Origin of the sequence: Nonomuraea sp. NPDC050556 (assembly GCF_044457355.1) — a bacterium.
Classification (GTDB): Bacteria; Actinomycetota; Actinomycetes; order Streptosporangiales; family Streptosporangiaceae; genus Nonomuraea.
The window spans coordinates 1,497,154-1,520,066 of sequence record NZ_JBITGU010000003.1 but is presented as its reverse complement, the minus strand read 5'-3'; the positions used below and the strand labels follow the sequence as shown (position 1 = coordinate 1,520,066).

22 protein-coding genes are annotated in these 22,913 nt (G+C 72.4%); 12 read left to right on the top strand and 10 right to left on the bottom strand.

All coding sequences use genetic code 11. The annotated features are described in order from the left end of the window. Window positions 1–71 precede the first annotated feature (71 nt). From ACIBG8_RS36075 to ACIBG8_RS36055, 5 genes are read left to right on the top strand one after another with little or no spacing between them, the layout of a single operon-like run. Complete coding sequence (locus tag ACIBG8_RS36075; RefSeq protein ID WP_397347595.1) at window positions 72–1,334, top strand: ABC transporter substrate-binding protein; 1,263 nt, start codon at window positions 72–74, stop codon at window positions 1,332–1,334. Beyond that, window positions 1,328–2,158, top strand: coding sequence for a carbohydrate ABC transporter permease (locus ACIBG8_RS36070; RefSeq protein WP_397347594.1), 831 nt, complete (start codon window positions 1,328–1,330; stop codon window positions 2,156–2,158). Before ACIBG8_RS36075 ends, ACIBG8_RS36070 begins: the two co-directional genes overlap by 7 nt. After that, window positions 2,155–2,964 (top strand): carbohydrate ABC transporter permease, encoded by an 810-nt coding sequence (locus ACIBG8_RS36065; RefSeq protein WP_397347593.1) that lies wholly within the window; start codon window positions 2,155–2,157, stop codon window positions 2,962–2,964. The genes ACIBG8_RS36070 and ACIBG8_RS36065 overlap by 4 nt, the downstream gene beginning before the upstream one ends. Beyond that, entirely contained in the window at window positions 2,961–4,007 is a 1,047-nt protein-coding gene (locus ACIBG8_RS36060; RefSeq protein ID WP_397347592.1) for a serine hydrolase domain-containing protein, read from the top strand. The genes ACIBG8_RS36065 and ACIBG8_RS36060 overlap by 4 nt, the downstream gene beginning before the upstream one ends. Continuing rightward, window positions 4,004–6,616: a family 78 glycoside hydrolase catalytic domain gene (locus tag ACIBG8_RS36055; RefSeq protein ID WP_397347591.1), complete on the top strand. Its 2,613-nt coding sequence runs from the start codon at window positions 4,004–4,006 to the stop codon at window positions 6,614–6,616. The genes ACIBG8_RS36060 and ACIBG8_RS36055 overlap by 4 nt, the downstream gene beginning before the upstream one ends. A 240-nt stretch (window positions 6,617–6,856) precedes the next feature. On the opposite strand, the gene ACIBG8_RS36050 is transcribed toward ACIBG8_RS36055, so the two are convergent. After that, window positions 6,857–7,714, bottom strand: coding sequence for an alpha/beta hydrolase (locus tag ACIBG8_RS36050; RefSeq protein ID WP_397347833.1), 858 nt, complete (start codon window positions 7,712–7,714; stop codon window positions 6,857–6,859). Window positions 7,715–8,441: 727 nt separating this feature from the next. Here ACIBG8_RS36050 and nfi point away from each other — a divergent pair. After that, window positions 8,442–9,107: a deoxyribonuclease V gene (gene nfi / locus ACIBG8_RS36045; protein ID WP_397347590.1), complete on the top strand. Its 666-nt coding sequence runs from the start codon at window positions 8,442–8,444 to the stop codon at window positions 9,105–9,107. Window positions 9,108–9,121: 14 nt separating this feature from the next. Further along, on the top strand, window positions 9,122–11,620 hold the full coding sequence (locus tag ACIBG8_RS36040) for a LuxR C-terminal-related transcriptional regulator (RefSeq protein ID WP_397347588.1): 2,499 nt from the start codon (window positions 9,122–9,124) through the stop codon (window positions 11,618–11,620). Window position 11,621: 1 nt separating this feature from the next. On the opposite strand, the gene ACIBG8_RS36035 is transcribed toward ACIBG8_RS36040, so the two are convergent. The 3 genes from ACIBG8_RS36035 to ACIBG8_RS36025 all read right to left on the bottom strand — a co-directional run bounded on the left by ACIBG8_RS36035 (window position 11,622) and on the right by ACIBG8_RS36025 (window position 13,135). Further along, window positions 11,622–11,852 carry a hypothetical protein gene (locus ACIBG8_RS36035; protein WP_397347587.1) on the bottom strand — a complete coding sequence of 77 codons (231 nt, stop codon included), beginning with the start codon at window positions 11,850–11,852 and terminating at the stop codon, window positions 11,622–11,624. A 19-nt stretch (window positions 11,853–11,871) separates the two neighbouring features. Further along, entirely contained in the window at window positions 11,872–12,240 is a 369-nt protein-coding gene (locus tag ACIBG8_RS36030) for a hypothetical protein (protein ID WP_397347585.1), read from the bottom strand. Between the two features lie 79 nt (window positions 12,241–12,319). Then, complete coding sequence (locus tag ACIBG8_RS36025) at window positions 12,320–13,135, bottom strand: HAD family hydrolase (RefSeq protein WP_397347584.1); 816 nt, start codon at window positions 13,133–13,135, stop codon at window positions 12,320–12,322. 32 nt (window positions 13,136–13,167) lie between these two features. Between ACIBG8_RS36025 and ACIBG8_RS36020 the strand changes: the two genes are divergently transcribed. Next, window positions 13,168–13,494, top strand: coding sequence for a hypothetical protein (locus ACIBG8_RS36020; protein WP_397347582.1), 327 nt, complete (start codon window positions 13,168–13,170; stop codon window positions 13,492–13,494). On the opposite strand, the gene ACIBG8_RS36015 is transcribed toward ACIBG8_RS36020, so the two are convergent. Continuing rightward, window positions 13,491–13,973, bottom strand: a complete 483-nt coding sequence (locus ACIBG8_RS36015; RefSeq protein WP_397347581.1) for a DUF2283 domain-containing protein — start codon at window positions 13,971–13,973, stop codon at window positions 13,491–13,493. The two genes, ACIBG8_RS36020 and ACIBG8_RS36015, sit on opposite strands and share 4 nt — an antisense overlap. Before the next feature lie 28 nt (window positions 13,974–14,001). Here ACIBG8_RS36015 and pcp point away from each other — a divergent pair, with 28 nt between their 5' ends. Genes pcp through pyrF form a run of 3 tightly spaced genes read left to right on the top strand, consistent with a single transcriptional unit; the run spans window position 14,002 to window position 16,114 of the window. Then, window positions 14,002–14,625: a pyroglutamyl-peptidase I gene (gene pcp, locus ACIBG8_RS36010; protein ID WP_397347579.1), complete on the top strand. Its 624-nt coding sequence runs from the start codon at window positions 14,002–14,004 to the stop codon at window positions 14,623–14,625. A 2-nt stretch (window positions 14,626–14,627) separates the two neighbouring features. Further along, a complete protein-coding gene (locus tag ACIBG8_RS36005; protein WP_397347577.1) occupies window positions 14,628–15,323 on the top strand; it encodes a FadR/GntR family transcriptional regulator in 696 nt (231 codons plus the stop codon). Continuing rightward, complete coding sequence (gene pyrF / locus ACIBG8_RS36000; RefSeq protein ID WP_397347832.1) at window positions 15,323–16,114, top strand: orotidine-5'-phosphate decarboxylase; 792 nt, start codon at window positions 15,323–15,325, stop codon at window positions 16,112–16,114. Before ACIBG8_RS36005 ends, pyrF begins: the two co-directional genes overlap by 1 nt. 37 nt (window positions 16,115–16,151) lie before the next feature. On the opposite strand, the gene ACIBG8_RS35995 is transcribed toward pyrF, so the two are convergent. Further along, entirely contained in the window at window positions 16,152–17,390 is a 1,239-nt protein-coding gene (locus tag ACIBG8_RS35995; protein ID WP_397347576.1) for an MFS transporter, read from the bottom strand. A 91-nt stretch (window positions 17,391–17,481) separates the two neighbouring features. On the opposite strand from ACIBG8_RS35995, the gene ACIBG8_RS35990 reads away from it, so the two are divergent. Beyond that, entirely contained in the window at window positions 17,482–18,633 is a 1,152-nt protein-coding gene (locus ACIBG8_RS35990) for a PucR family transcriptional regulator (RefSeq protein ID WP_397347575.1), read from the top strand. Here ACIBG8_RS35990 and rbsK read toward each other — a convergent pair. The 4 genes from rbsK to ACIBG8_RS35970 are packed head-to-tail and all read right to left on the bottom strand — an operon-like array spanning window position 18,630 to window position 22,910. Next, window positions 18,630–19,511, bottom strand: coding sequence for a ribokinase (gene rbsK, locus ACIBG8_RS35985; protein ID WP_397347574.1), 882 nt, complete (start codon window positions 19,509–19,511; stop codon window positions 18,630–18,632). The genes ACIBG8_RS35990 and rbsK overlap by 4 nt on opposite strands. Then, window positions 19,508–20,818 carry an ADP-ribosylglycohydrolase family protein gene (locus ACIBG8_RS35980; protein ID WP_397347573.1) on the bottom strand — a complete coding sequence of 437 codons (1,311 nt, stop codon included), beginning with the start codon at window positions 20,816–20,818 and terminating at the stop codon, window positions 19,508–19,510. Before ACIBG8_RS35980 ends, rbsK begins: the two co-directional genes overlap by 4 nt. Further along, window positions 20,815–21,954 (bottom strand): ADP-ribosylglycohydrolase family protein, encoded by a 1,140-nt coding sequence (locus ACIBG8_RS35975; RefSeq protein WP_397347572.1) that lies wholly within the window; start codon window positions 21,952–21,954, stop codon window positions 20,815–20,817. The genes ACIBG8_RS35980 and ACIBG8_RS35975 overlap by 4 nt, the downstream gene beginning before the upstream one ends. Continuing rightward, the gene (locus ACIBG8_RS35970) at window positions 21,951–22,910 is read right to left on the bottom strand and encodes an ADP-ribosylglycohydrolase family protein (protein ID WP_397347570.1); all 960 of its coding nucleotides are present in this window, start codon (window positions 22,908–22,910) and stop codon (window positions 21,951–21,953) included. Before ACIBG8_RS35970 ends, ACIBG8_RS35975 begins: the two co-directional genes overlap by 4 nt. Between the last annotated feature and the right edge of the window lie 3 nt (window positions 22,911–22,913).

Genomic DNA, 22,913 nt, shown 5'->3' with positions numbered 1-22,913 from the left:
CTTGTCAACGGTGAGCACCATGCTCTAGGAATGGAGAACGTTCTACACATCACTTGTTGAAGGAGTGCGGCGTGAGAGCTCCATCCCGTCTGCTCGGTGCGGCTATCGGCGCCGTCCTCGTCCTGTCCGGCTGCTCCACCTCGTCTGATTCCGCTGTTTCGCTGAAGCTCTGGCACAACAGCGCCGACCCGGCCCCCCTGCTGGAGATGTACAAGAAGTTCGAGAAGCAGTCCGGCGTCAAGGTCGAGCTGGTCTCCATCCCGTCCGACGGGTTCGAGGACACCACCCAGACCAAGTGGGCGACCGGCGACCGTCCGGACATCCTCGAATACCACGCGACGACGAGCGGCCTGCTCGCGCTCAATCCCTCCCAGAACCTCCGCGACCTGTCCGGCGAGGCCTACATCGCGAAATCGGGCGATCTCTACAAGTCGGCCGGGTCGGTCGACGGCAAGGTCTACGCGGCAATCACCGGCTTCCCGCAGGTCTTCGGCCTCTACTACAACAAGAAGCTCCTGACCGAGCCGCCGAAGAGCTTCGCCGACCTGGCCAAGGCCTGCGCCACGCTCAAGTCCTCGGGCGTGACGCCGATCTTCGAGGCGGGCGGGTCGATCTGGCCGGTGCAGATCCTCCCCATCCTCTACATGGCCAGCGCCAACCAGGGCAACGCGTACGGCAAGGCCGTCGCGGGACACACCGCCTCGCTGGCCGACTCGGGCTCCCCGTTCGTCGCCGGGCTCAGCGCCTACGCCGGGCTCAAGAAGGACGGCTGCTTCAACAAGGACATCGTCACGGCGACCTTCGAGGACTCGATGAAGGCGCTGGTGTCCGGCAAGGCGGCGATGGTCGCCCAGCACTCCGACATGCTGCCCGCCCTGCTCGCGGCGGCCGGCGGCGACCAGAAGGTCGTCGACGACACCGTCGGCTTCGTCGGCCTGGCCGGTGACACGCCCCTGGCCACCTACGCGCCCGGCCCGATCGGCACGTTCTACCTGCCGAAGACCGGCGACCCCGCCAGGGAGAAGGCGGCGCTGGACTTCGTCAGGTTCATGACCGGTCCCGCGTACGCCGACTACGTCTCGGCGGCCAAGACGTTCCCGGTGCTGGACGGCGTGCCTGACCCGCAGGGCGTGTCCACCGTGCTGCAGGACGTGAAGAAGGCCTACGACACCGGCGCCGTCATCGCCTTCAACTCCGACATCCCCGGCGTGGGCGGGCTGGCCACGCTGATGGCCGAGCTGATCGCAGGGCAGAAGGACCCGCAGCAGGTCGCCACCCAGTTGCAGGGCCAGGTGGAGCAGGCGGCCAAGGCGGCGGGGCTGAAGGGATGGTGAGATGGGCGCTCCCCGCGAGCGTGCTCGTCGCGGTGTTCTTCACCGTGCCGTTCCTCCTGAACGTGCGTTTCGCCTTCTCCTCGTGGACCGGGTTCAGCGAGGGCATCTCCTGGAACGGGCTGGACAACTTCGGCCTGCTCATCGAGCAGGGGCTGCTGTCCAACGCCGTCACCGTGACCGTCCTCTACGCGGTGGTCTGCATGGCCATCCAGAACACGGTCAGCCTCAGCCTGGCCCTGGCGCTGCAGCGCACCAGCCGGGTGAACACGGTCTTCCGTTCGCTGTTCTTCCTGCCCACGCTGGTGTCGCCGCTGGCCGCCGGGTACATCTGGCGCGGCATCCTGGCCCCGCACGGGCCGCTCAACTCGGCGCTCGGCATCGAGTGGGCCTGGCTCGGCGAACCCTCGACCGCGCTGGTGTGCGTGGCGTTCGTCGACGCGTGGAAGTGGAGCGGGCTGATCACGCTCGTCTACATCGCGGGGCTGAACGCCATCCCGCGGGCGCTGACGGAGTCGGCGATCGTGGACGGGGCCGGTGCGCTGACCAGGTTCAGGCGGGTGACGTTCCCGCTGCTGGCCCCTGCGCTGACCTTCAACGTGGCGGTCACGCTGGTGGGTGCGCTCAGCGCCTACGACGTGATCGCCGCCACCACCGGCGGCGGTCCCGGCGACCACACGCGGGCGCTCAACATCGTCATGCGCCAGCAGTGGGGGCAGGGCTTCTTCGGCTCGGCCAGCGCGCTCGGGTTCACGGTCACGCTGCTGGTGATCTGCACCGCCGTACCCCTGGTGTGGTGGCTGCGCCGCAGGGAGGTCACCGCATGAGGAAGTATCTGCTGCTGTCGGTCTTCGCCGTGCCGTGGGTGCTCGTGCCCATCTGGCTGGTCGTCGTCAACTCCGCCAAACCCGCCGGAGAGGCGGCCGAGCTGTCGCTGGCGCTGCCGCGCGAGTGGGCGCTCGCCGAGAACTACGCGATCGTGTTCGAGCGCGGCGGCTACCTGACCGGGCTGGCCAACAGCCTCATGATCGCGGTGCCCGTGGTGCTGGCCGTCGTGCTGCTGGGGGCGGCCGCCGCCTGGGCGTTCGGCAGGAGCAGGTCGCGGTGGCTGCAGGGCGCCTACTTCATCATGGGCCTGTCGGTGCTGATCCCGCCGTCGATCATCCCCACCGTCTACCTGCTGCGCACGCTGAACCTCGACGGCACCACGCTCGGCTACCTGCTGACCATGGTCGGCTGCCGGATGGGCATCGTGGTGTTCCTGGCCACGGGCTTCGTCAGGGCGCTCCCCCGCGACCTGGAGGACGCCGCCGCCATCGACGGCGCCTCCCAGGGACAGGTGTTCGCCAGGATCCTGCTGCCGCTGCTGCGTCCCGTCCTGTTCGTGGGCGCGGTGATCCTGATCATCAACGTGTGGAACGACTTCTTCTTCGCCCTGTTCCTGCTGCACGGCAGCGAGCGGGCCACGCTGCCGCTCAGCCTGTTCCAGTTCGCCTCCGGCACGTTGCAGAGCCTGAACTGGAACCTCGTCTTCGCCCACGTGCTGCTCACCACGCTGCCGCTCGTGGCTGTTTATGTCGTCGCGCAGAAGCGCGTCCTGGCCGGACTCACGGAAGGTGCCATCAAGGGATGACCTCGCACAAGATCGCGTTGGACTGGGTGCGGCGGGAGGTCGACTCCGGGCGGCTGCCGTGTGCGGTGTTCGGCGCGGCGACCTCCTCGGGGATCGAGGTCCTCGAGGCGTACGGCACGCACGACGGCCGCGCCACCCGCGTCGACGACCACTTCGCGCTGTTCTCCGTGACCAAGCCGATCGTCGGGCTGGCCGCGATGCGGCAGGTGGAGCGGGGGCTGATGTCGCTGCGGCGACCGCTGGCCGAGGTGCTGCCCGGCTTCGCGCGCAAGGACGTGACGCTGTGGCACCTGCTCACCCACACCAGTGGCATCTTCGAGCAGACGCTCAACCCGGACGACCTGGTCGAGCACCTCGTCACCGCGCCCTCCCTGTTCGAGGCCGGGACGCTCAGCCACTACAGCAACCTGGCGTTCACCGGGATCGCGGAGATGGTCAGGGACGTCACCGGCCGCGACGTGGCCTCGGTGATCGACGACGAGCTGAACCCGCTCGGCGGCCTCACCTTCGACCCCGACTGCTCTCCGGCCGAGGTGCACGGGCTCGACCTGTTCGGGCCTGGCTTCGACTTCCCGGCCTTCATCCGGCTGCGCCACCCGGCCGGGGCCTTGTTTTCCCGGGCTGAGGACCTGCTGGAGCTGGGCAGCGCCTTGCTGCGTGGCTCCGTCGTCCACCCGGTCACCCATGCGGCCATGACCACGCCGCAGACGACCGGGTTGGTGAAGCTGCAGCCTGATCCGGTCAACGCCGGGCAGGACTGGGGGCTGCCGTGGAACCTGCGCCACTCGGCTCCCGGGCTTCTTGAGCGTCGCCTTTACGGACATGGTGGGGCTTCGGGGTGCCAGTGGTGGATGTATCCCGACCATGACGCGTGTTTCGTGCTGCTCATCAACGTGGTGGCGCCGAGCCTGCGTGGCGTGGACATCGACAACCTCCACAACGCCTTCACCACCGGCCTCCCCACCACCCCGTTCAGCGCCGCCGCTCCCGATGCCCTCGCGTCCGGCGTCGCCCCTTCCGCTGCCTTCGGGAGCGGCGCGTGACGCGGTCGCCCCTGCCCTCCGACGGGCCTGTGCCCGCCATCCCTCCCCCGCCCACTGGTCACCTCGCCGGGCTCACCTGCGGCCTCGCCGACCCCGTGGGCGTGGACGAGCCGTCACCTCGCCTGTCGTGGCCCGCCCTCCTGGACCGCCCTTCCTTGGTGTCCGTCCGCTCGGCGGTCGGAGAGGTCTGGCGCCAGGAGGTCCCCGAGGGCGCGAACCACGTCGACGTCCCCGCCGACGTGCTCGCCCTGCTCACGGCGTACACCTGGACGGTCGGCGAGCAGATCAGCGGGACCTTCACCACCGGCCTCCGAGCGGACGGCGCCTGGGACGCGCCGTGGCTGGTCGGAGACCCGACCGCCGCCGTGAGCCTGCGCTGCACCTTCACCCCGGGGGACGCCGCCGAGGTGTGGCTGGCGGTCACCGCGCTCGGCGTCTACCGCGTGCTGCTCAACGGTCACCGGCTGGGCGACGAGGAGCTGGCCCCGGGCTGGACCGACTACACGGTGAGGGTCCGCTACCGCCTCTTCGACCTCACTCAGCTGCTCTTGCCCGGAGCGAACGAGCTGGAGATATGGCTGGCCCCCGGCTGGTACGCGGGCCACGTCGCAGCGAGCGGCCCAGCCAGGTACGGCGACCGCCCCCTCGCCAGCGCCCAGATCCGCACCGACGGCAACCCCCTGCCCCTCGACTGGACCCTGCACCCCCTCGGCCGCCCCCGCGCCGACCTGGTGATGGGCGAAACAATCGACGCGCTGGAAACCCGTGACACCGATTCACGACCAGCGGCGCGGGACACTCACGAACAGCCCGCCGTACCCGAGACCCGGGTTGTCGGCGGGCTGGTCGTGGAGGCCGATCCCGCGCCGCCCGTGCGGGTGATCGGGGTCGTGCGGCCGGTGCGGGTGACCGAGCCCGTCCCCGGCGTGCAGGTGCTCGACCTGGGGCGCAACGTGGTCGGCAGGCTCCGGCTGCGGGTCACCGGGCCAGCCCATCTGGTGGTACGGCACGGCGAGGAGCTCACCGCCGCCGGACGCCTCTACACCGACAACCTGCGCACCGCCGAGCAACGCGACGAGTTCCACGTCGGCCCGGGAGACCACGTCGTCGAGCCCGCCTTCACCGTGCACGGCTTCAGGTACGCGGAGATCACCGGCTGGCCAGGCGCGCTGCAGCCGTCCGACGCCGAGGCCGTCCTCCTGTCGTCCGCCCTGGAGGTCACCGGCGAGCTGACCGCCGACGACCCGGCGGTGCGCCAGCTCATCGCCAACATCACCGCCTCGGCCGAGGGCAACCTCGTCTCGATCCCCACCGACTGCCCGCAGCGCGACGAGCGGGCGGGCTGGACGGCCGACATCTCGGTCTTCGGCTCGACGCTCAGCTTCCTGCGGCACTCGCAGGCGTTCCTGTCGGGGTGGGTCACCACGCTCATCGACGGCCAGCGGGGGGACGGCGCGGTGCCGCATGTCGCGCCGGTGCTGCCCGAGTACGGCTACGACTCGCCCGTCTGGTCGGACGCGCTGGTCGAGGTGCCGTGGCTGCTGTGGCGGCGCTACGGCGACGACCGTACCCTGCGCCGCGCCTACGACCCGATGCGCCGCTGGGTCGACTACTGCCTGGCCGGGGCGCCGGACGGGATCCGGCAGGGGCGGGCGCTGGGCGACTGGCTGGCGCCGGGCACCGTCGAGACGCCCAAGAGCCTGATCGCCACCGGGGCGCTGGCCCGCAGCCTCCGCCTGGTGGCGCAGGCTGCCGACGTGCTCGGGGAGCCACACGCCGAGGAGTACGGCGAGGCGGCGGCGAGGGTGGTGGAGGCGTTCCGGAAGGCGTTCATGGACGGGCACCGGCTGCGCGTCGAGACCCAGACGGGCTACGCCGTGGCCCTGGCCTGGGACCTCGTGCCGTTGTCGGATCGGGACGCCGTGGCCGGTGCGCTGGCCGGGCTGGTCGTCGCCGACGGCCACCGCCTGATGACCGGGTTCGTCGGGACACCACTGCTGCTGCCCGTCCTTTCCGACACCGGCCATCACGACCTGGCTTGCCGGATCTTCAACCAGGAGGGCTACCCGTCGTGGCGCTACCAGCTCCGGGCCGGGGCGACGACGTTGTGGGAGCGCTGGGACTCGTGGCATCACAGGAACGGGCTGCAGACGCCGTCCATGAACTCCTTCAACCACTACGCCTACGGCTGCGTGGGCGACTGGCTGTTCCGGCACGTGGCGGGCATCGGCGACGACCCTAGGGGCGTGAGCGGCGGCTTCACCGAGCTCTTGCTGCGGCCGGGGCCGGTGCCGTTGATGCGGTCGGCGAGCGCCCGGTATGCGAGCGCCGCCGGGGTGGTGGAGTCCGGGTGGCGCGCGGAGCCCGACGGCCTGCAGTTCACCTTCACGGTCCCCGTCGGGGTGTCGGCCCGCGCGATCATGCCGGTCGGGGGGACGTGGGACGGCATGACCGTCAACGGCGGCTTCCTCATGGGCTTCGGCGAAGACCTCCCGGTGACGCGCCTGCCAGACGGCTCGTGCTCCCTGCACCTGCCCCCCGGCCGCTGGTCCTTCACCGCCCCAGCCGCAGCCGCCACCCCCCTCCTCGCCCCCTGGGACGACCTCTAGCGAGACGCCTTCCCAGCGCCGAGAGCGACGGCTTCCGGCCATGAACTGGCGGCTTCCGATAAAAGAACCATCAGCTTCTCGCACGAGGAGCGATGACCTCCCGCGATAGAACCGCGCACTTCTCGTGGGAGGACCGCCATCCTCGCGCGGGAGGACCGGCGGCTTCGCGGGAGGACCACCTCACGGGAGGAGCGTCAGCTTCTCGCCGGGAGGACCTCCCGCTTCCTTCAGGGGGTCCTTCTAGCGGAGGGCGTCGGCGATGGCTAGGGCGGTGGTGCGCCAGATGGGGGTTCTGGGGTCGATCACTGCGAAATGGTCGCCGGACATCTCGAGGTACGTGATGGTGTCGCCGCCCTCCTTGGCGGCCCTGGCGTAGCGGCGGCCGAAGTCCACGAGGTCCAGGTCGTCGCTCGACCCCTGCACGATGAGCTGCGGCACCTTCATCGGCAGCCGTAACAACGGGCTGGCCCCCGCGTGCACCTCGTGCGGCGTCGTGGCGTGGCCCAGGGCCGCCGCCACGGCGCCGGAGCTGAGCCACCGGCGTTCGCCCTCGACCAGGTCGAGCACCCCGGCCAGCGACACCGCGAGCGCCACCCGGGAACCGTCGGCAGCGGCGCGCAGGGCGAGCTGCCCACCGGCCGAGTGGCCGACGACGGCGACCTTGTCCAGGTTGAGCGGCGCGTCGACGGTGGACAGCGCGTCGAGCCCGGCGGCGACGTCGGCGGTGGTGGCGGGCCAGCCGTGGAGGTCGGGGCGGCGGTACTCGAGGTTCCACACGGCGAACCCGCGGGCGGCGAGGTCGGCGCAGAGGGCGTCCATGAGGTCGGCGCCCCAGATGGACCGCCAGTAACCGCCGTGAATGAGCGCCACCACCGGCAGGAGGCCCTTCGCCTCGTCGGGGAGGTGCAGCTCGGCCCACTGGTCGCGGTGCGGGCCGTACGGGATGCGGCGGCAGGGCCGTTCCGCGCGGTGTACGGCGTGCCTGATCGCCCAGGTGAGGCCACTGATCCCACGACCGTGCAGGTGAACCGCCCCCTCGGGGGCGTCGTCCTCACGGGTCAGATCCACCCAGACGACCGGCCTGGCGGGACCCGCCATCAACTGGCGCACCTCATCACTCGGCCCAGGCACCACCACAACAGCCGTCGCCCCACCCTCGGACGCCCCATCGACGGGTGCGGCTGTCGCCGGATGAGACGACCCGACGGGTGACGTCGACCCGACGGGTGACGTCGACCCGACGGAGGGCGGGGTCGCCCCATGAGTGGGCGTCACTCCGTGGCCGGACGAAGCGGGCGAGGTCGCCCCAGGTGGGGCCAGCCCGACGCTCGACGCGGAAGGAGGAGCCGACCGAGCCCATGGCGCCGCGGGTGATGGCGGCTCGGCGGTGGAGGGGGCGGGTGGGGTCACCCCGGGTGAGGTCCCCTCGGGTGAGATCGCCCCAGGTGGGGTCGCCCCAGACGGGGTCGCTCCCGGTGAGGTCGACTCAGGTGAGGTCGCCCCGGGTGGGGTTGGCCCAGGTGCGCTCGCCCCGGATGGGGGCAGCCCAGCGCTAGGTGAGGCGGGCTCGGCGGGGGGCGGGGTTGGTTCGGGGTTGGGCGGGGTGGTTTGGGGTGGGAGGTGGGATTGGACGTCTTCGGCGGTGTGGGCGTGAATCATTCGTCCCGACACGCCCAGGGCGGCGAACTCGCGCTCCGCCACCTCGCCGAGCAGCGCGCGATCGGCCACGACGCCGGGGCCGACGATCACCAGCACGTCCATCATGACACCCGACAGTACCCCTCAAACGGTCCTTTTCGACCCCACCGGCCGATAGCGTGACCCGGTGCGTGTCGATCATCTTCACCCCTGGCCGGTCACCGTCGAGGAGGCGGAGGAGGTCCAGCGCCGCCTGCGCCCGATGGTCAGGCTCGACGGGCCGTCGACGTTCGGCCGCGTGGCCGGGCTTGACGTGCACTATCGCGGGGATGACGAGCTGACCGCCGCCGTCGTGGTGCTCTCGGCGGACACCCTCGAGGTCATCGAGCAGGTGGTCGTGCACGGCAGGACGACCTTTCCCTACGTGCCGGGGCTGTTCGCCTTCCGTGAGGTTCCGGCCCTGGTGGAAGCGCTCGAACGGCTGGCCGTACCGCCGGATCTGCTGGTCTGCGACGGCTACGGCCTGGCCCACCCCCGCCGCTTCGGGCTGGCCTGCCACCTGGGCGTCCTGACCGGCGTGCCCGCGCTGGGCGTCGGGAAGACCCGCTTCACCGGCGAGAACGACCTCCCGGACAAGGAAAGGGGCTCCTGGTCGCCCATCACGATGGACGGCGAGACCGTGGGCCGCGCCCTCCGCACCCGCGACGGGATCAAGCCCGTCTACGTGTCCCCAGGCCACCTGATCAGCCTCGACACGGCCTGCGACCAGGTCCTGCGCCTCGCACCCCGCTACCGCCTCCCCGAGCCCATCCGCCTGGCCGACCACCTCGCGAGGCACGGCACCCTCTCCTGATCTACGCTTCCCTCATGGTGTGGCCGTTGGTGGGGCGGGAACCGCAGCTGTCCATGATCGACAGCGCCCTGAAAGGGCATGGCAGCGTGGTGGTCGCCGGGCCCGCCGGCGTGGGCAAGAGCCGCCTGGCCCGCGTCGCCGCGAAACGTTCCGGCCGGGCCGTACTCCAGGTCAGCGCCACCGAGGCGGCAAGACCCCTCCCCCTGGGCGCGATGGCGGCGCTGCTCCCCGCCGGGCCGGCCGGGGACAACCTGCTCGGCTGGGCCGCCAGGGAGATCCTCGCCAAGGACCCCGGCCTCCTGCTGGTGGACGACGCGCACCTGCTCGACGCCACCTCGGCCGCCCTCGTGCACCAGCTCGCCGGGCGGGTCCAGCTGGTGGTCACCGTACGCACCGGCGAGCCGTGCGCAGACTCGGTGACCGCGCTGTGGAAGGACCGCCTCGCCGAGCGCATCGACCTCGGCCCGCTGCTCAAAACCGAGGTGGGCGAGGTGCTCGCCCAGACTCTCGGCGCCCCCGCCGACCCCGCGACCGTCGACAGGCTGGCCGACCTCAGCCAGGGCAACCCCCTCTACCTGCGCGAGCTCATCACCTCCGGCGCGCTCACCCGGACCGGCAGGTGGCGCGGCGAGGTCGAGCTGCCCACCCGGCTGATCGAGCTGATCGCCGCCCGGATCGGCACCCCCGACCAGGCCCTGGAGCTGGTCGCCTTCGGCGAGCCCCTGGAGCTGCACGCCCTCACCAAGGCCACCGGCGAGGCCCCGGTGGAGGACGCGGAGGCCCGCGGCCTGGTCAGGATCGTCCAGGACGGCCGCCGCACCACCGTCCGTCTCACCCACCCGTTGTACGGCGAGGCCGTCAGAGCCGCGTGCCCCAGCCTCCGCACCAGGCGCCGCTACCGCGAGCTGGCCGAGGCGATCGAGGCCACCCCCGCCCGCCGCAGGCACGACGTGCTGCGCCTGGCCATGTGGCGCCTGGAGAGCGGCACGACCGAGGACCCCGAACCCCTCCTCGCCGCGCTGCAACTGGCCTGGGCCGCCCACGACTACCCCCTGGCCGAACGCCTGGGCAGGGCCGCGCTGAACGCGGGCGCAGGCCCGAGGGCGGCCGTGCTGCTCGCCCCCGTCCTGGCCTTCTCCGGCAACCCTGCCGAGGCGGAGAGGGTGCTCGCCGCCGTCTGGGACCAGCCGTGCGACGAACGCACCCGAGCGCTGCTCATCTCCACCAGGATCAACGTGCTGAGCTCCAGCGGCCGCATCCCCGAGGCCGTGCGCCTGCTGGAGGAGGGTGAAAGGACGCTCAAGGAGCCGGACAACCTCCAGGAGATGGCGTTCTGGCGGGCCAGCTACCACCTGGCGCTGGGCGAGTTCGCCGACGCGCTGCGCGTCGCCGACGCCATCGTCGCGGCCCCGTCGGGCGACGGGATGCTGGCGCAGGCGCTGATGATGCGCGCCTGGGTGCTGCTGTTCACCGGCCGCCCGCTCGACGCGGTCGAGATCACCGACCGCGTGCTGGCCATGCGGGAGCGCTGGGAGGGCGCGGTGCCGGTGATCTTCCGCGGGCTGTACGAGATCAGGCGTTCTGCCGCGATGTTCGCCGGTGACCTGCCCGGATACGCTGCCGCCACCGAGGAGCACGCCGCGCTCGTCGCCGACGGGCACTGGGAGCTGGCGGGCGTGGAGCTGGACCTGACGCGCGCCGTCCTCGCCCGGATGCGCGGCGAGGTGACGAAGGCCAGGACCGCCCTGCACCGGGCCGAGGTGTCCGGCGCGCCCGGACAGTACCAGGCGCAGGTCTGGGTCGAGCTGGCCCACGCCTCGGCGCTCGCCGGTGACGCGAACACCACGATGGAGCCGGGCGGCGCCCAGGTGCCGCCGGTGACGGCGCGGTTCAACGAGGACCTGGTCCGGCCGTGGGTGGCGGCGGCGCGCGGCGAGGGCGCCCCGGCGGAGCTGGCGATCGCCGCCGCCGACCGGATGCGGGAGTACGGCGCGCTGAGCCAGGAAGTGATCGCCAGGCACGACGCGGTCAGGCTGGGCGCGGCGCCGTTGGTCGCCGACCGGCTGGCCGAGCTGGCGGACGAATGCCAGGGGTGGTACGCCGAGGCGGCCGCGGCGCACGCGGCCGCCTGGGGCGACGGGGCGGCGCTGCTGACCGCGTCACAACGGTTCGAGGAGCTGGGGTTCGCGCTGCACGCGGCCGAGGCGGCGGCGCAGGCGTCGCGCGCCTTCGAGTCGGCGGGCCGTACGGCGTCTGCCAGGTCGGCGGGCGCCCGCGCGTGGACGCTGGCCGCGCGGTGCGCCGGAGCGCGCACCCCGGCGCTGTCCAGGTTGCAGGCGCCCGGCCTCACGTCGCGCGAGCTGGAGATCGCCCAGCTCGCCGCGGCCGGGCTGACCAGCAAGGAGATCGCCGGACGGCTGGTGATCTCGATCAGGACGGTGGAGAACCACCTGCAGATGGCGTACGGCAAGCTCGGCGTCACCGGCCGCGGCGAGCTCGGCGGACTGCTCTGACCTAGTGGTCGAAGGTCTGGGTGAAGGCGTCAGCGGGCTCGGCGAGCGTCTCCCTGACGGCCGCGTCCATGATCTCGTTGAAGGTCCTGAACGCCGCGTCGTCGCCGGGCCGCATCGTGCACGCCTGGATGCGCCGGTACCAGTACCGCTGCTCCTCCTCGATCCTGGCCAGGAGCTTGTCGCGGGTGAGGGATCCGGCCTCCTCGACGGTGAGCCGCTTGAAGCGTCGCATGCGGCGATTGTCGCACCCGTCACGCCTGCCGTACGGCCGCCCGCTCTCCCGAGCGCCACGCCCAGGTGACCAGCCACACGGTGATGCCGAACAGCGCCATCCCGAGCGGGACGTGCACGGCCGTCGCGCCGCTGCCGCCGAGCGCCGACTGCACGAAGCCCAGCAGCATCGCCACCAGGCTCGCCACCGCGGGCCAGAGCGGCCCGCGCCCTGGGCGCCACACCAGGACGGCGGCGACGAACGTCAGCAGCTGGAGCAGATGGACGGCTCCCGCACCCGTAGCGTGCATGCCGGACGAGCCGCCGCTGATCAGCTGCCCTGCCGAGACGGCCTGCACCAGCACGGCGACGCCGGTCAGCGAGATGAGGTACTTGAAGGCGGTGGTCACGCGATTCTCCTCTGGTCGGGGGGCCACCAGAATCGCGCGTACGGCGGCGCGGGACATCCGCCCCGCGTCGTCGTCCGTACTACACCGTGGGTTGTACGAAGAGCTCCTCGAGAACCGCGGCCACACCGTGCTCGTCGTTGGACAGCGTGTGCCGCGGGATCGCGGCCAGGACGCTGGGGTGCGCGTTCGCCATGGCGTACCCGGCTCCGGCGAACGCCAGCACGGCCAGGTCGTTGGGCATGTCGCCGAACGCCACCACGTCCGCCGGGTCGATGCCGCGCTCCTCGCAGAGGACGGCGAGCGTGCCCGCCTTGGTGACGCCGGGCGCGCTGATCTCCAGCAGCCCGCGCCCGCCGGAGTGGGTGACCTCCGCCCGCCCCTCCACGACCGCGACCGCCGCGGCGAAGGCCTCGTCCACCGAGTGCGTCGGCGACCAGGCGAGCAGCTTGGCGATCGGCTCCCCGCTGACCCACAGCCGTTCGAGCTCGGCCAGTTCCTCCCTGACGTGGTCGTCCCACGGCGTGGGCCTGCCGTACTCCGGCTCGGCCAGCACCCGCCACCCGGTCTCCACCGCGAACCCCAGGCCGGGCAGCACCTCGCGCAACGTCTCCGCCACCTTCCGCGCCGCCCCTGGGTCGAGCGCGTAGGTGGCGGTCACCTCGCCCTCGTCCAGGTCGAAGACGAGCGCGCCGTTGCTGCACACGGCGGTGCCGCTGACCCCTGCGGCCTCGGCGAGCTGGCGGATGCTGCGCGGCGGCCTGGCGGTGACGAAGACGACCTCCGCTCCCGCCTCCGTGGCGTGGCGCAACGCGCGCCGCGTGCGGGGCGACACGGCGCCCGTGGAGTCGAGGAGGGTTCCGTCAAGGTCGGTGGCGATCAACCGCGGGGAGGTCATAAGTGGATTATTCGCCACAGTAAGCTGCCCGGGTGTCAAGTGCCCTCCGGTTCATCACCGAGCTCGTCGCCTGGGTGGCCGCCCCCTGGGCGCTGGCCTCCCACTCCGTGCTGCTGGCCGTCCTGTCGGTGGTCGTCCTGATCGGCCTGCCGACGCTGTTCTCGACGCCCGGTGACAAGAACAGCGTCATCGTCGCGGTGCCCGGCTACGTGACCATCGCGCTGGTGCTGCTGCAGCTGGTGGTCGCCGTGGTGGCGTCGTGGATCGCCTGGTACCCGGCCGTCGCCGTGGTGGTGACCGTCCTGGCCGCCGCCACGGTCGTCACGGAACAACCCCGCTGGCGCAGGCTGCTTAACTAGAGGCGCATTTCGGATGGCATCAGCCGGTCGGCCTCCAGCAGCTCCACCCCGAGCAGCTCCCCCGACTCGGCGAAGTCGAGCACCACGTCGTCCACGACCTTCTGCCGCACCGCCTCGCCCACCGCGATCTCCCGCTTCATCGCGATGTAGGCCACGTCGTTGTCCTTGTCCCAGCTCACGTAGACGCTCTGCGGCCCCTCGACGTCCACGTCCAGCAGTCCCTCGCGCGCCTCGTGCGATCCGGCGAGCGCGCTGCGCACGACCACGAGCACCAGCTCGACGGCCTGCATCGAGTCCACGCCGGTCACCTTGCGCTCGTGCTCCCAGCCGTCGAGCCCGTCGATCCGGTAGGGGCACGACCACTCCCCCGTCGGCTCCTCGTACGGCAGGCCGATCGTGACGCACACGTCGCGCGCGGGGTCCGTGTGCAGCGACAACATGCGCTGGGCGATCTCGTACATGTCACGGGATCTACCCACGGAAGAGTCCATGCGAAGCTAGGGGATCGTGAAGAGAGTTCTGGTAACCGGGTTCGAGCCGTTCGGCGGGGAGCGCACCAACCCGTCCTTCGACGCGGTGCGGCTGCTCGACGGGGTGGTGGCGGTCGAGCTGCCGTGCACGTTCGCGGGGGCGCTGCCCGCCCTGCGCGCCGCGATCGCCGAGCACGAGCCCGATCTGGTGCTCTGCGTCGGCCAGGCGGGCGGGCGCGCGGCCGTGACGGTGGAGAAGGTGGCGGTGAACCTCGCCGAGGCCCGCATTCCGGACAACGCGGGCGCCCAGCCGTCCGACGAGCCCGTGGTCGAGGGCGGGCCTGCGGCGTACTTCGCCCATCTCCCGGTAAAGGCGATGGTCCAGGCGGCGCGCGCCTCCGGCGTTCCCGCGCACGTGTCCTATACCGCGGGCACGTTCGTCTGCAACCAGGTCGCGTACGGCCTGGCCCACCTGATCGAGACCGAGCGCCCCGGGTTGCGCGGCGGGTTCGTGCACGTGCCCTACTCCCCGGACCAGGTCGTGGACCAGGCGCAGCCGAGCATGGACACCGCCGTCGTCGCCCGCGCGCTGCGCGCCATGATCGCGGCGGCGCTGGAAACGGCCGGCGACCTGGCCGTCCACGCCGGGGCGACGCACTAGACATGTCGGTCACCGATCAGACCATCCAGCAGATCAAGAGCTCCATCGTCACGGGCGAGTTCGGGCCGGGCCAGCGCCTGCCCACCGAGCGGGAGCTGGCCGCCACGCTCGGCGTGTCGCGCAACACGCTGCGCGAGGCGATCAGGGCGCTGACGCTCGGCGGCATCCTGGAGTCGCGGCAGGGCGACGGCACCTACGTCACCAGCCTGGCGCCGGGCCGCCTGCTCGACTCCTTCGCGCTGCTCATCGAGATGTCGCAGGACGCCACGGTCCTCGACATGCTGGCCGTACGCAGGGTGCTGGAGTCGGAGGCGGCGGCCAGGGCGGCGGCGCGGATCACCGGCGAGCAGCTCGCCGAGCTGGCGGAGTGCCTGGCGGCCATGCGGCGCGACCCGCAGGCGGGCGACGGCAGCGTGGACGACGTGGTCGCCGCCGACGTGCGTTTCCACGAGGTGGTCATGGAGGCGGCGGCGAACCCGGTGCTGGCGGCGCTGGTGCAGTCGCTCAGCGGGCGCACGCTGCGGGCCAGGGTGTGGCGCGGCCACGCCGACCAGGGCGTCTTCGGCCGCGCGATCGGCGAGCACGAGGCCGTCTACCGCGCGCTGCTCGACCGCGACCCGTCCAGGGCTGCGGCCGCGATGGCCACGCACATAGCGGCCGTTGAGAGTTTCCTGCGTTCGACTAGTCTCGAACCGTGATGACTGAGTCGTTCGGTGAACGGCTGCGCGCCGGTCTCGACAAGCGCGGGCCCCTGTGCGTGGGCATCGACCCGCATCCCGGCCTGCTGCACGCCTGGGGGCTCGACGACTCCCCCGCCGGGCTCGAACGTTTCTGCCGTACGGTGACCGGCGCGGTCGGCGACCTCGCCGCCGTGGTCAAGCCGCAGTCGGCGTTCTTCGAGCGGTGGGGCAGCCGCGGCGTCGCGGTCCTGGAGGAGACGATCGCCGACCTGCGGGCAGCGGGCGCGCTGGTGCTGCTCGACGTCAAGCGCGGCGACATCGGCAGCACGATGTCCGCGTACGCCGAGGCGTACCTCGACCGGGGCAGCCCGCTCGCGGTCGACGCGATCACGGTCAGCCCCTACCTGGGGTTCGGGTCCCTGCGCGTGGCGATCGCCTCGGCGCTGGCCAACGACGCCGGGCTGTTCGTGCTGGCCCGCACGTCCAACCCGGAGGCGGCGGAGCTGCAGGCCCTGGTGGCCGACCAGGTCTTCGCGGGCGTGACCGAGGTCAACGCGGGGGCCAGCCCGATGGGGTCGATCGGCGTCGTCGTGGGCGTGCCGCAGGACCACCCGCTCGAGCGGCTGAACGGGCCGATCCTGGCGCCCGGGTTCGGCGCGCAGGGCGCGACGGCCGCCGACCTGCCGGGGATCGCGGGAGCCGCGTCGCACAACCTGGTGCCGTCGGTCTCCCGCGCCGTGCTGGACGACCCGGCCCTGATCAGGGAACGGGCCGCCCGCTGGCGCGACGACTTCGCCGAGCAGCTCTGAGAACACCTGGCGGATTGCCCCTCAAGAGCGCTCTTCTTCAGGCACTACGCGGGCGGATGAGCAGCACCCCGATCACGCCGCCCGCGACCATGAGCCCGCCCGCCAGGTCGAAGGCGGTGCCGAACCCCGTGGCCGCGTCCGCCGCCCGCTCCACGATGCGCCCGGTGATCACCGGGGCGAGCACGCCCGCGACCGTCGCGATCGCCTGGGTGATGCCGAGCACGGCGCTGCGTTGCGCGTCCGGGGTGATCTCGGCGAAGACGGCCTGGGTGAGCGGGAAGACGATGTAGCCGAGCGAGGCCGACAACGTCAGCAGCACCAGGTGCAGGGCCGGGCTGCCGGCCCGCGTCATGGCGACCGTGGCGACCCCGGCGACCATGACCGCGACGCCCGCCACGCCGCCGCGCGCGATCCTGCTGGACACGCCGCGCTTGAGCAACCGCTGGGTGATCAGCCCGGTGCCCAGGATGACGACGAGCCCGGCCACGTGCCACACCACCGACAGCAGCCCGACCTGCGGCAGCGTGTAGCCGCGCGCCTTCTGCAGATACTGCGGGAACCATGTGAGGGCCAGCGCGAGCGTCCAGTAGACGGAGAAGGCGGCCGCGGTGCCGCCGACGACCGTGCGGTTGAGGAGCAACTTTCGGTACGGCACGCGCGGCCCGGCCTCGGCCTTGGACGCCACGCCGTACGGGCCCTCCTTGCCCCAGCGCAGCCACACCGCCAGCCAGACCAGCCCGATCAGCGCCGTGGCGCCGAACGCCCAGCGCCAGCCGTACGCCGTGATGATCCACGTGAGCAGCGGCGCGCCGATCGTGACGCCCAGCCCGGCGCCCAGGGTGAGCACGCTGCTGGGCAGGTTGCGCTCCTTGTCGGGGAACCAGGTGAACGCGGCGTGGTTGGAGATCGCGTAGGCGGGCCCCTCGGCCGCGCCGAGCAGGACGCGGGTGCCCAGCAGCATCCCCGCGCCGGCGGCGGGCAGCAGCATCGGGAACTGCGCGACGCACCAGCCGACCATCATGGCGGCCAGGATCCACCGGGAGCTGATCCTGGTGGCCAGCCCGCCCACGACCGCGCCGGACACGCTGAACAGCAGGTAGAACGCGCTGCCGACGGCGCCGAACTCGGTGGCGGTCAGCCCGAGCTCCTTGATGACCGCGGTGCCCGACAGGCCGAGCACGGTCTTGTCCATGAAGTTGACCAGCATGAACCCGAGCAGCATCGCGACGACGGCCCACGCCTTGCGTCGGACCTCCGGCAGGGCGGTGGTTGTCATGGCCCTCACTGTGCGGGCACGGCAGGAGCCGGACAATCGCCCCCTCACCCACCCCCGCAGCTCCCAGATTGTGACATGTCACAATCTGGGGATGAGTGAGGATCCGGCCGTCGTCGCCGCGCGCATCGCCGCCCGCTGCGAGTCCGGCGTGAACCGGCTGGCCAGGCAGATCGTCAGCGAGCAGGAACGGATGCTGCCGATCATCGCCGAGCTGCCCGCCGAGGTGCGCGACGTGGAGATGGCCGGCACCTCCAGGCACGCGTTGCGGCTGTTCCTGCGCACCGCGCAGGGCTACCGGGCCACGCAGGAGGACATGCGGCTGTTCAAGGACAGGGCCGCGCAGCGGGTCAACGAGGGCGTGCACCTGGCGCCGCTGCTCAGCGCCTACATGGTCGGCAACCGGCGGCTCTGGCAGGCGCTCTGCGAGGTGACGCTGCCGGGCGAGGAGGCGGGGCTGCGCCACCTGGCCGACCTGCTCTTCGCCAGCCTGGAACGGACGACCGCCGCGGTGTGCGAGGCCTACCTGAGCGAGGTCATGCTGGCCGAACGGGGCGAGGCGCTGCGCGCCGTGGCGCGGGCGCTGCTGTCCGGCCAGGGCGCTTCCGACGTCGCGGCCAGGCACGGGGTGGAGCTGGAGCCCGCCTACCGGGTGGTGGCGCTGGTGCTGGCCGCGCCGTCCAGCGCGGTCGGGGTACGGCGGCGCCTGCGCGCGGTGGAGGCGGAGCTGGAGCGCTATGCGGGAGCGCCGGTGCTGGCCACGCTCGACGAGCACGGCGGGCACGCGTTGCTTCCGCTCTCGTCGGCGGAACCGGGCGAGCGGCTGCTGCGCAGGCTCGGTGGCGACGTCCACCTCGGGGTGAGCGCCGCCTGCCCGGTGTCCGGGATCCCCGAGGCGGCCAGGGAGGCGACGCGGGTGGCCGAGGTCGCCAGGGCCACCGGGCGTCCCTGCGGCGTGTACGGCCTGCGCGACGTGCTGCTCGACTTCCACCTCAGCACGCCGGGGCCCAGCGGCGACGCGATCGCCGCGCTGCTGGACCCGCTGGACGACGTGCTGGTCGAGACGCTGGAGGCGTACGTGGCCGCCGACCTCGACCGGCGGGCCACGGCGCTCGCCCTGGGCGTGCACCCCAACACGATCGACAACCGGCTGGCCCGCGCCGGCACCCTCATGGGCACCGACCTGCGCACGTCGGCCGGTCTCCTGCTGCTCGCCACCGCTCTGGCGACACGCAGGACCGGTTAGAGCGCGGCGTCGATCTCCTCGCGGGTCGGCATCGACGTGCTCGCGCCCGCCCGCTGCACCGACAGCGCGGCGGCCACCGTGGCGAAGCGCAGCGCCTCGGCCGGCGCCTTGCCCTCCGCGCGGGCCACCGCGAGCGCGCCGACGAACGTGTCTCCTGCCGCCGTGGTGTCGACCGCCTCCACGTGCTCACCCGGCACGCTCACCCGCTCCCCCGAGCGCGAGCCGTACAGGCAGCCCTTGGACCCGAGCGTGATCACCGCTTCCGGCACCCTCTTCAGGAGCGCCTCCAGTGCGCCCGCCGCGTCGGCGACACCGGTGATGGCCGCCGCCTCGTGCTCGTTCGGGACGATCAGGGTGACCGCGTCGAGCAGCTCGTCCGGCAGGGGCCGCGCGGGCGCCGGGGTCAGGATGACCGGCGCGCCGGACACCTGGGCGGCCTGCGCGGCGGCGGTGACCGCCTCGATGGGCAGTTCGAGCTGCAGCAACAACACGTCCGACCCGGCGATCATGGCCAGGTCGTCGCCGGACGGACCGGTGACCGTCCCGTTGGCGCCGGGGACGACGATGATCGAGTTGTCTCCCGCGTCGTCCACCACGATGTGCGCGATCCCGCTCGAACCGTCCACCTGGCGCAGCAGCGACACGTCCACGCCAGAGTCCACCAGGGTGGAGCGCATGGTGATGCCGAACCCGTCCTCGCCCACCGCGCCGATGAACGCCACGTCCGCGCCGGCCCTGGAGGCGGCGATCGCCTGGTTCGCGCCCTTGCCGCCGGGGATCGTGGCGAAGGTGCGGCCGGTGACCGTCTCACCGAGCTTGGGCGCCGTGGCGGTGTAGGCCACGAGGTCCATGTTGGCGCTGCCGAAGACCGTGATCATGACTCCATCATCCTCTGTGTGCGGTCGGCCAGCTCGTCCAGCCCGATGCCGTCGAAGCCGGTCAGGCTGCTGGCGAGGCTGTTCCTCATCGTCCACTGCCCGGGTACGCCGCCGTTGAGCGCCCCTACCACAGAGCCGACCGTCGCTCCCGCTGAGTCGGTGTCCCATCCTGCGGCGACGGCCATGGCGATGGAGGCGGTGAAGTCGCCGTCGCCGTGCACGAGCGCGGCGGCCACGACGGCGGCGTTGTTGATCGTGTGCACCCAGTGGAGGTGGCCGTGCCTGGCGTGCAGGCGGTCGATGACGCGCTCGGCGTCCCGTTCCTCCGTGGCGTCCTGTACGGCGAGCCGTACCGCCTCGGCCAGCCTGGACTTCTCGGGGACCACGGCGAGGCCCGCCTCGACGATCTCCCGCACCGACTCGGCCACCAGCGACCGCGCGCACATGGCGGCCACGAACATCGCCCCGTAGACGCCGTTGGCGGTGTGGGTGAGCCTGGCGTCGCGCCACGCGTACTCCGCGGCCGTCGCGGGGTCGCCCGGGTTGACCCAGCCGTAGACGTCCGCCCTGATCAGCGCGCCGATCCACTCCCTGAACGGGTTGCGGTAGGTGGCGGTGTCCGTGGGTTCCAGGCCGTCGAGCAGGTTGCGGTAGGCGACCCGCTCCGCGGTGAACGTGCGGCCCGCCGGGAGCTCGTCCAGCCAGAGCTTGGCGACGTCCTCGGTGGTGAAGCCGCGCCCGTGGCGCTCCAGGACGGACAGGGCGAGCAGCGGGTAGTTGAGGTCGTCGTCCTCGGGGATGCCGTCGACGTTCTCGGCGAGGGAGTTGACGGCGCTGCGGCGGTTCCACGGCCAGCGCTCGCCGATCTCGGGCGGCAGGCCCTTCGCGGTGAACCAGCCGCTGATGGGCCAGTTGCCGGTGGCCTCGGCGATGGCCCTGATGCCCTCGCGGGGGATCTTCTCGACGGGCTTGCCCAGCACGCACCCGGCCGCCCTCCCCTGCCACGCCCCCAGCACCCGCGCCCGGTCAACACGCGCGCGGGCAGCAGGCTCGCCGAGAGGTGCGGCGAGCTCGTCGAGGGGCGTGGGCAGTGCGGACAGGCGGTCGAGGAGCTTCTCCGCCAGGCCGCGCAGGTGTGCGGCGTCTCCTTCCGAGGCGCCCGCCCGCGGCGGGGCGTCGTGCCCTCCGGCCGCGTGCCACTCCGCGGTGATCGCGGCAACCTCCACGGGGTCCCGGCCGTCTTCTGACGCCTGGCGGAGTTCGTGGCCGAGCAGGTCCTCAGGCTGGACCCAGGTGAGCCTGATCATGAGCCGAGCAGCCCCTCGAACGCCGATTCGTGCGCCCGCCGCCGCGCCACGTCAGCCGCGTGCACCCGCCGAGCGACCTCGGCGATCGCCCGGCCGGGCGCCACGATGTCCGTACGGCTGGCCGTACCGATCTCCTCGACCCACTCCGACGGCACGGACGCCAGCCCGCCCAGGGCCCCGGCGATCGCCCCGCCCATGGAGGCGATCGAGTCCGCGTCGCGCCCGTAGTTGACCCCGCCCAGCACCGTCTCCCTGACGTCTCCCTTGGCGATCACCAGGAACGCCAGCGCCAGCGGCAGTTCCTCGATGCTGTGGATGCGCGACGGCCGCCGGGCCCCGAGCCCCTGGTCGCGGTAGGTGTCGGCGACCGTGTCGAAGGGCCGCATGGCCGCGCGCAGCGCCGAGAAGGACCCCTCCCAGTGCCCGTGGTCGCGGGCGGCCGAGCAGACCGCGTCGATGGCCGCCCTCGTCCCGTCCTTGGCCAGGCGCAGGCACGCCGCGATCACCGAGTCCACGGTCGCGCCCGGCCGCATGGCCTCGGCGACGGCGGCGGCCATGACCCCGGCCGCCTCGCGCCCGAAGCTCGACTGGTGCGCCCCGGTCAGGTCGATCGCCTCGGCGTAGGCGGCGTCGGGGTCGGCCGCGTTGACGATGCCGACGGGGGCGACGTACATGGCGGCGCCGCAGTTCACGATGTTGCCGACCCCGGCCTCGCGCGGGTCGACGTGCCCGTAGTGCAGCCTGGCCACGATCCACTTCTCGGCCAGGAAGATCCGCTGCAGCGGCAGCGCGTCCGCCTCCAGCTCGGGGATCCACACCCGCTCGCCCATCAGCTCGGGCACCAGCAGCTCGGCCATGGAGTAGGCGTCGAGGTGGCCGCCCGCCTGCTCGTACACCCTGATCAGCGCGTGCGTCATGAGGGTGTCGTCGGTGATGTGCCCGTCGCCCTTGTGGTAGGGCGCGATGGGCCGCGCGTTGCGCCAGTCGGCGTTGTAGGGCGGGACGATCCCCTCCACCGCCCCGCCGTACCTGGCCACGATCTGCTCGGGCGTCCAGCCCTCGGTGGCGCCGCCCAGGGCGTCACCGACCGCCGCTCCCGCCACGCATCCAGTGGCCTTGTCCTCAAGCGGCGTCATGCGATTCCCTCCACGATTTCCATAAGGTCTCTGCCGGCGAGTTCCGGCAGGCAACATCCGGCGAGCGTGCGCGCCGACGCGGTCCATCCCTCTGGGACCGCTTCGTACCCCCCGCAGGCTCCCGTCAAAGCGCCCGCGAGCGCGGGCGCGGAATCGGCCAATGGCGCCAGGCACACGGCAGCCGGTACGGCGGAGCCGATCCTGCCGCGCCCGGCCAGCGTGAGCGCCAGCGCCACGGGCACGGTCTGCGCCGCGCCCACCGCGTAGCTGTAGACGTGGTCCAGCAGCGCCGCGTCGAGCGCGGGGACCACGGAGAAGGCATCGTTCTTCCCGACGAGCCCGACGGCGAGGCGGGCGTTGTGCCCGATGGCGGTGTCCTCGGGCAGCGCGGCGAGCGCGGCCTCGACGGCCTTGGCGGCCGAGCCCGTGGCGACGGCCTCGGCGATCGCGGCCGCCATGGCCTGCGCGCCGAGCACGCCGTCGCCGGAGTTGGTGACCTGCGCGTCGTCGGTGGGGTCCCAGCCGAGCACGCCGAAGGCGACGGCTCTGACGGCTGCGGCGTCGTCGAAGAAGTGCGGGTTGTCGTGGCCGCTGGCCGGTGGCTCGACGCCCTTGGCGAGGTTGTCGAGCGCGGTGGCGACGGAGATGCGGGCGCGGAGGTCCTCGCGCCCGGCGAGCGCCAGGAAGGCCTCCGTCCGCGAACCGCCGAGGCCGAGGGCGGTCCAGGCCAGCCACTCCGCGTCGTCCGACGGCCCGATGCCCAGCGGCGGCTGGTTCAGCGCGAACGGCACCGGCAGCGTCGTGACCCGGTGCTCCTCGGCGAACGCGTCCAGCTCGCGGTAGAGCCGTCTGCTCCACGGCGCGTGCAGCGCCGTGCGATGCCGCGACGCCGGCCAACCGGCAGCGTCGCCTGCGGCGAGCCCGATGAAGGCTCCCCGGATTCTGTCCCCCGACATGCT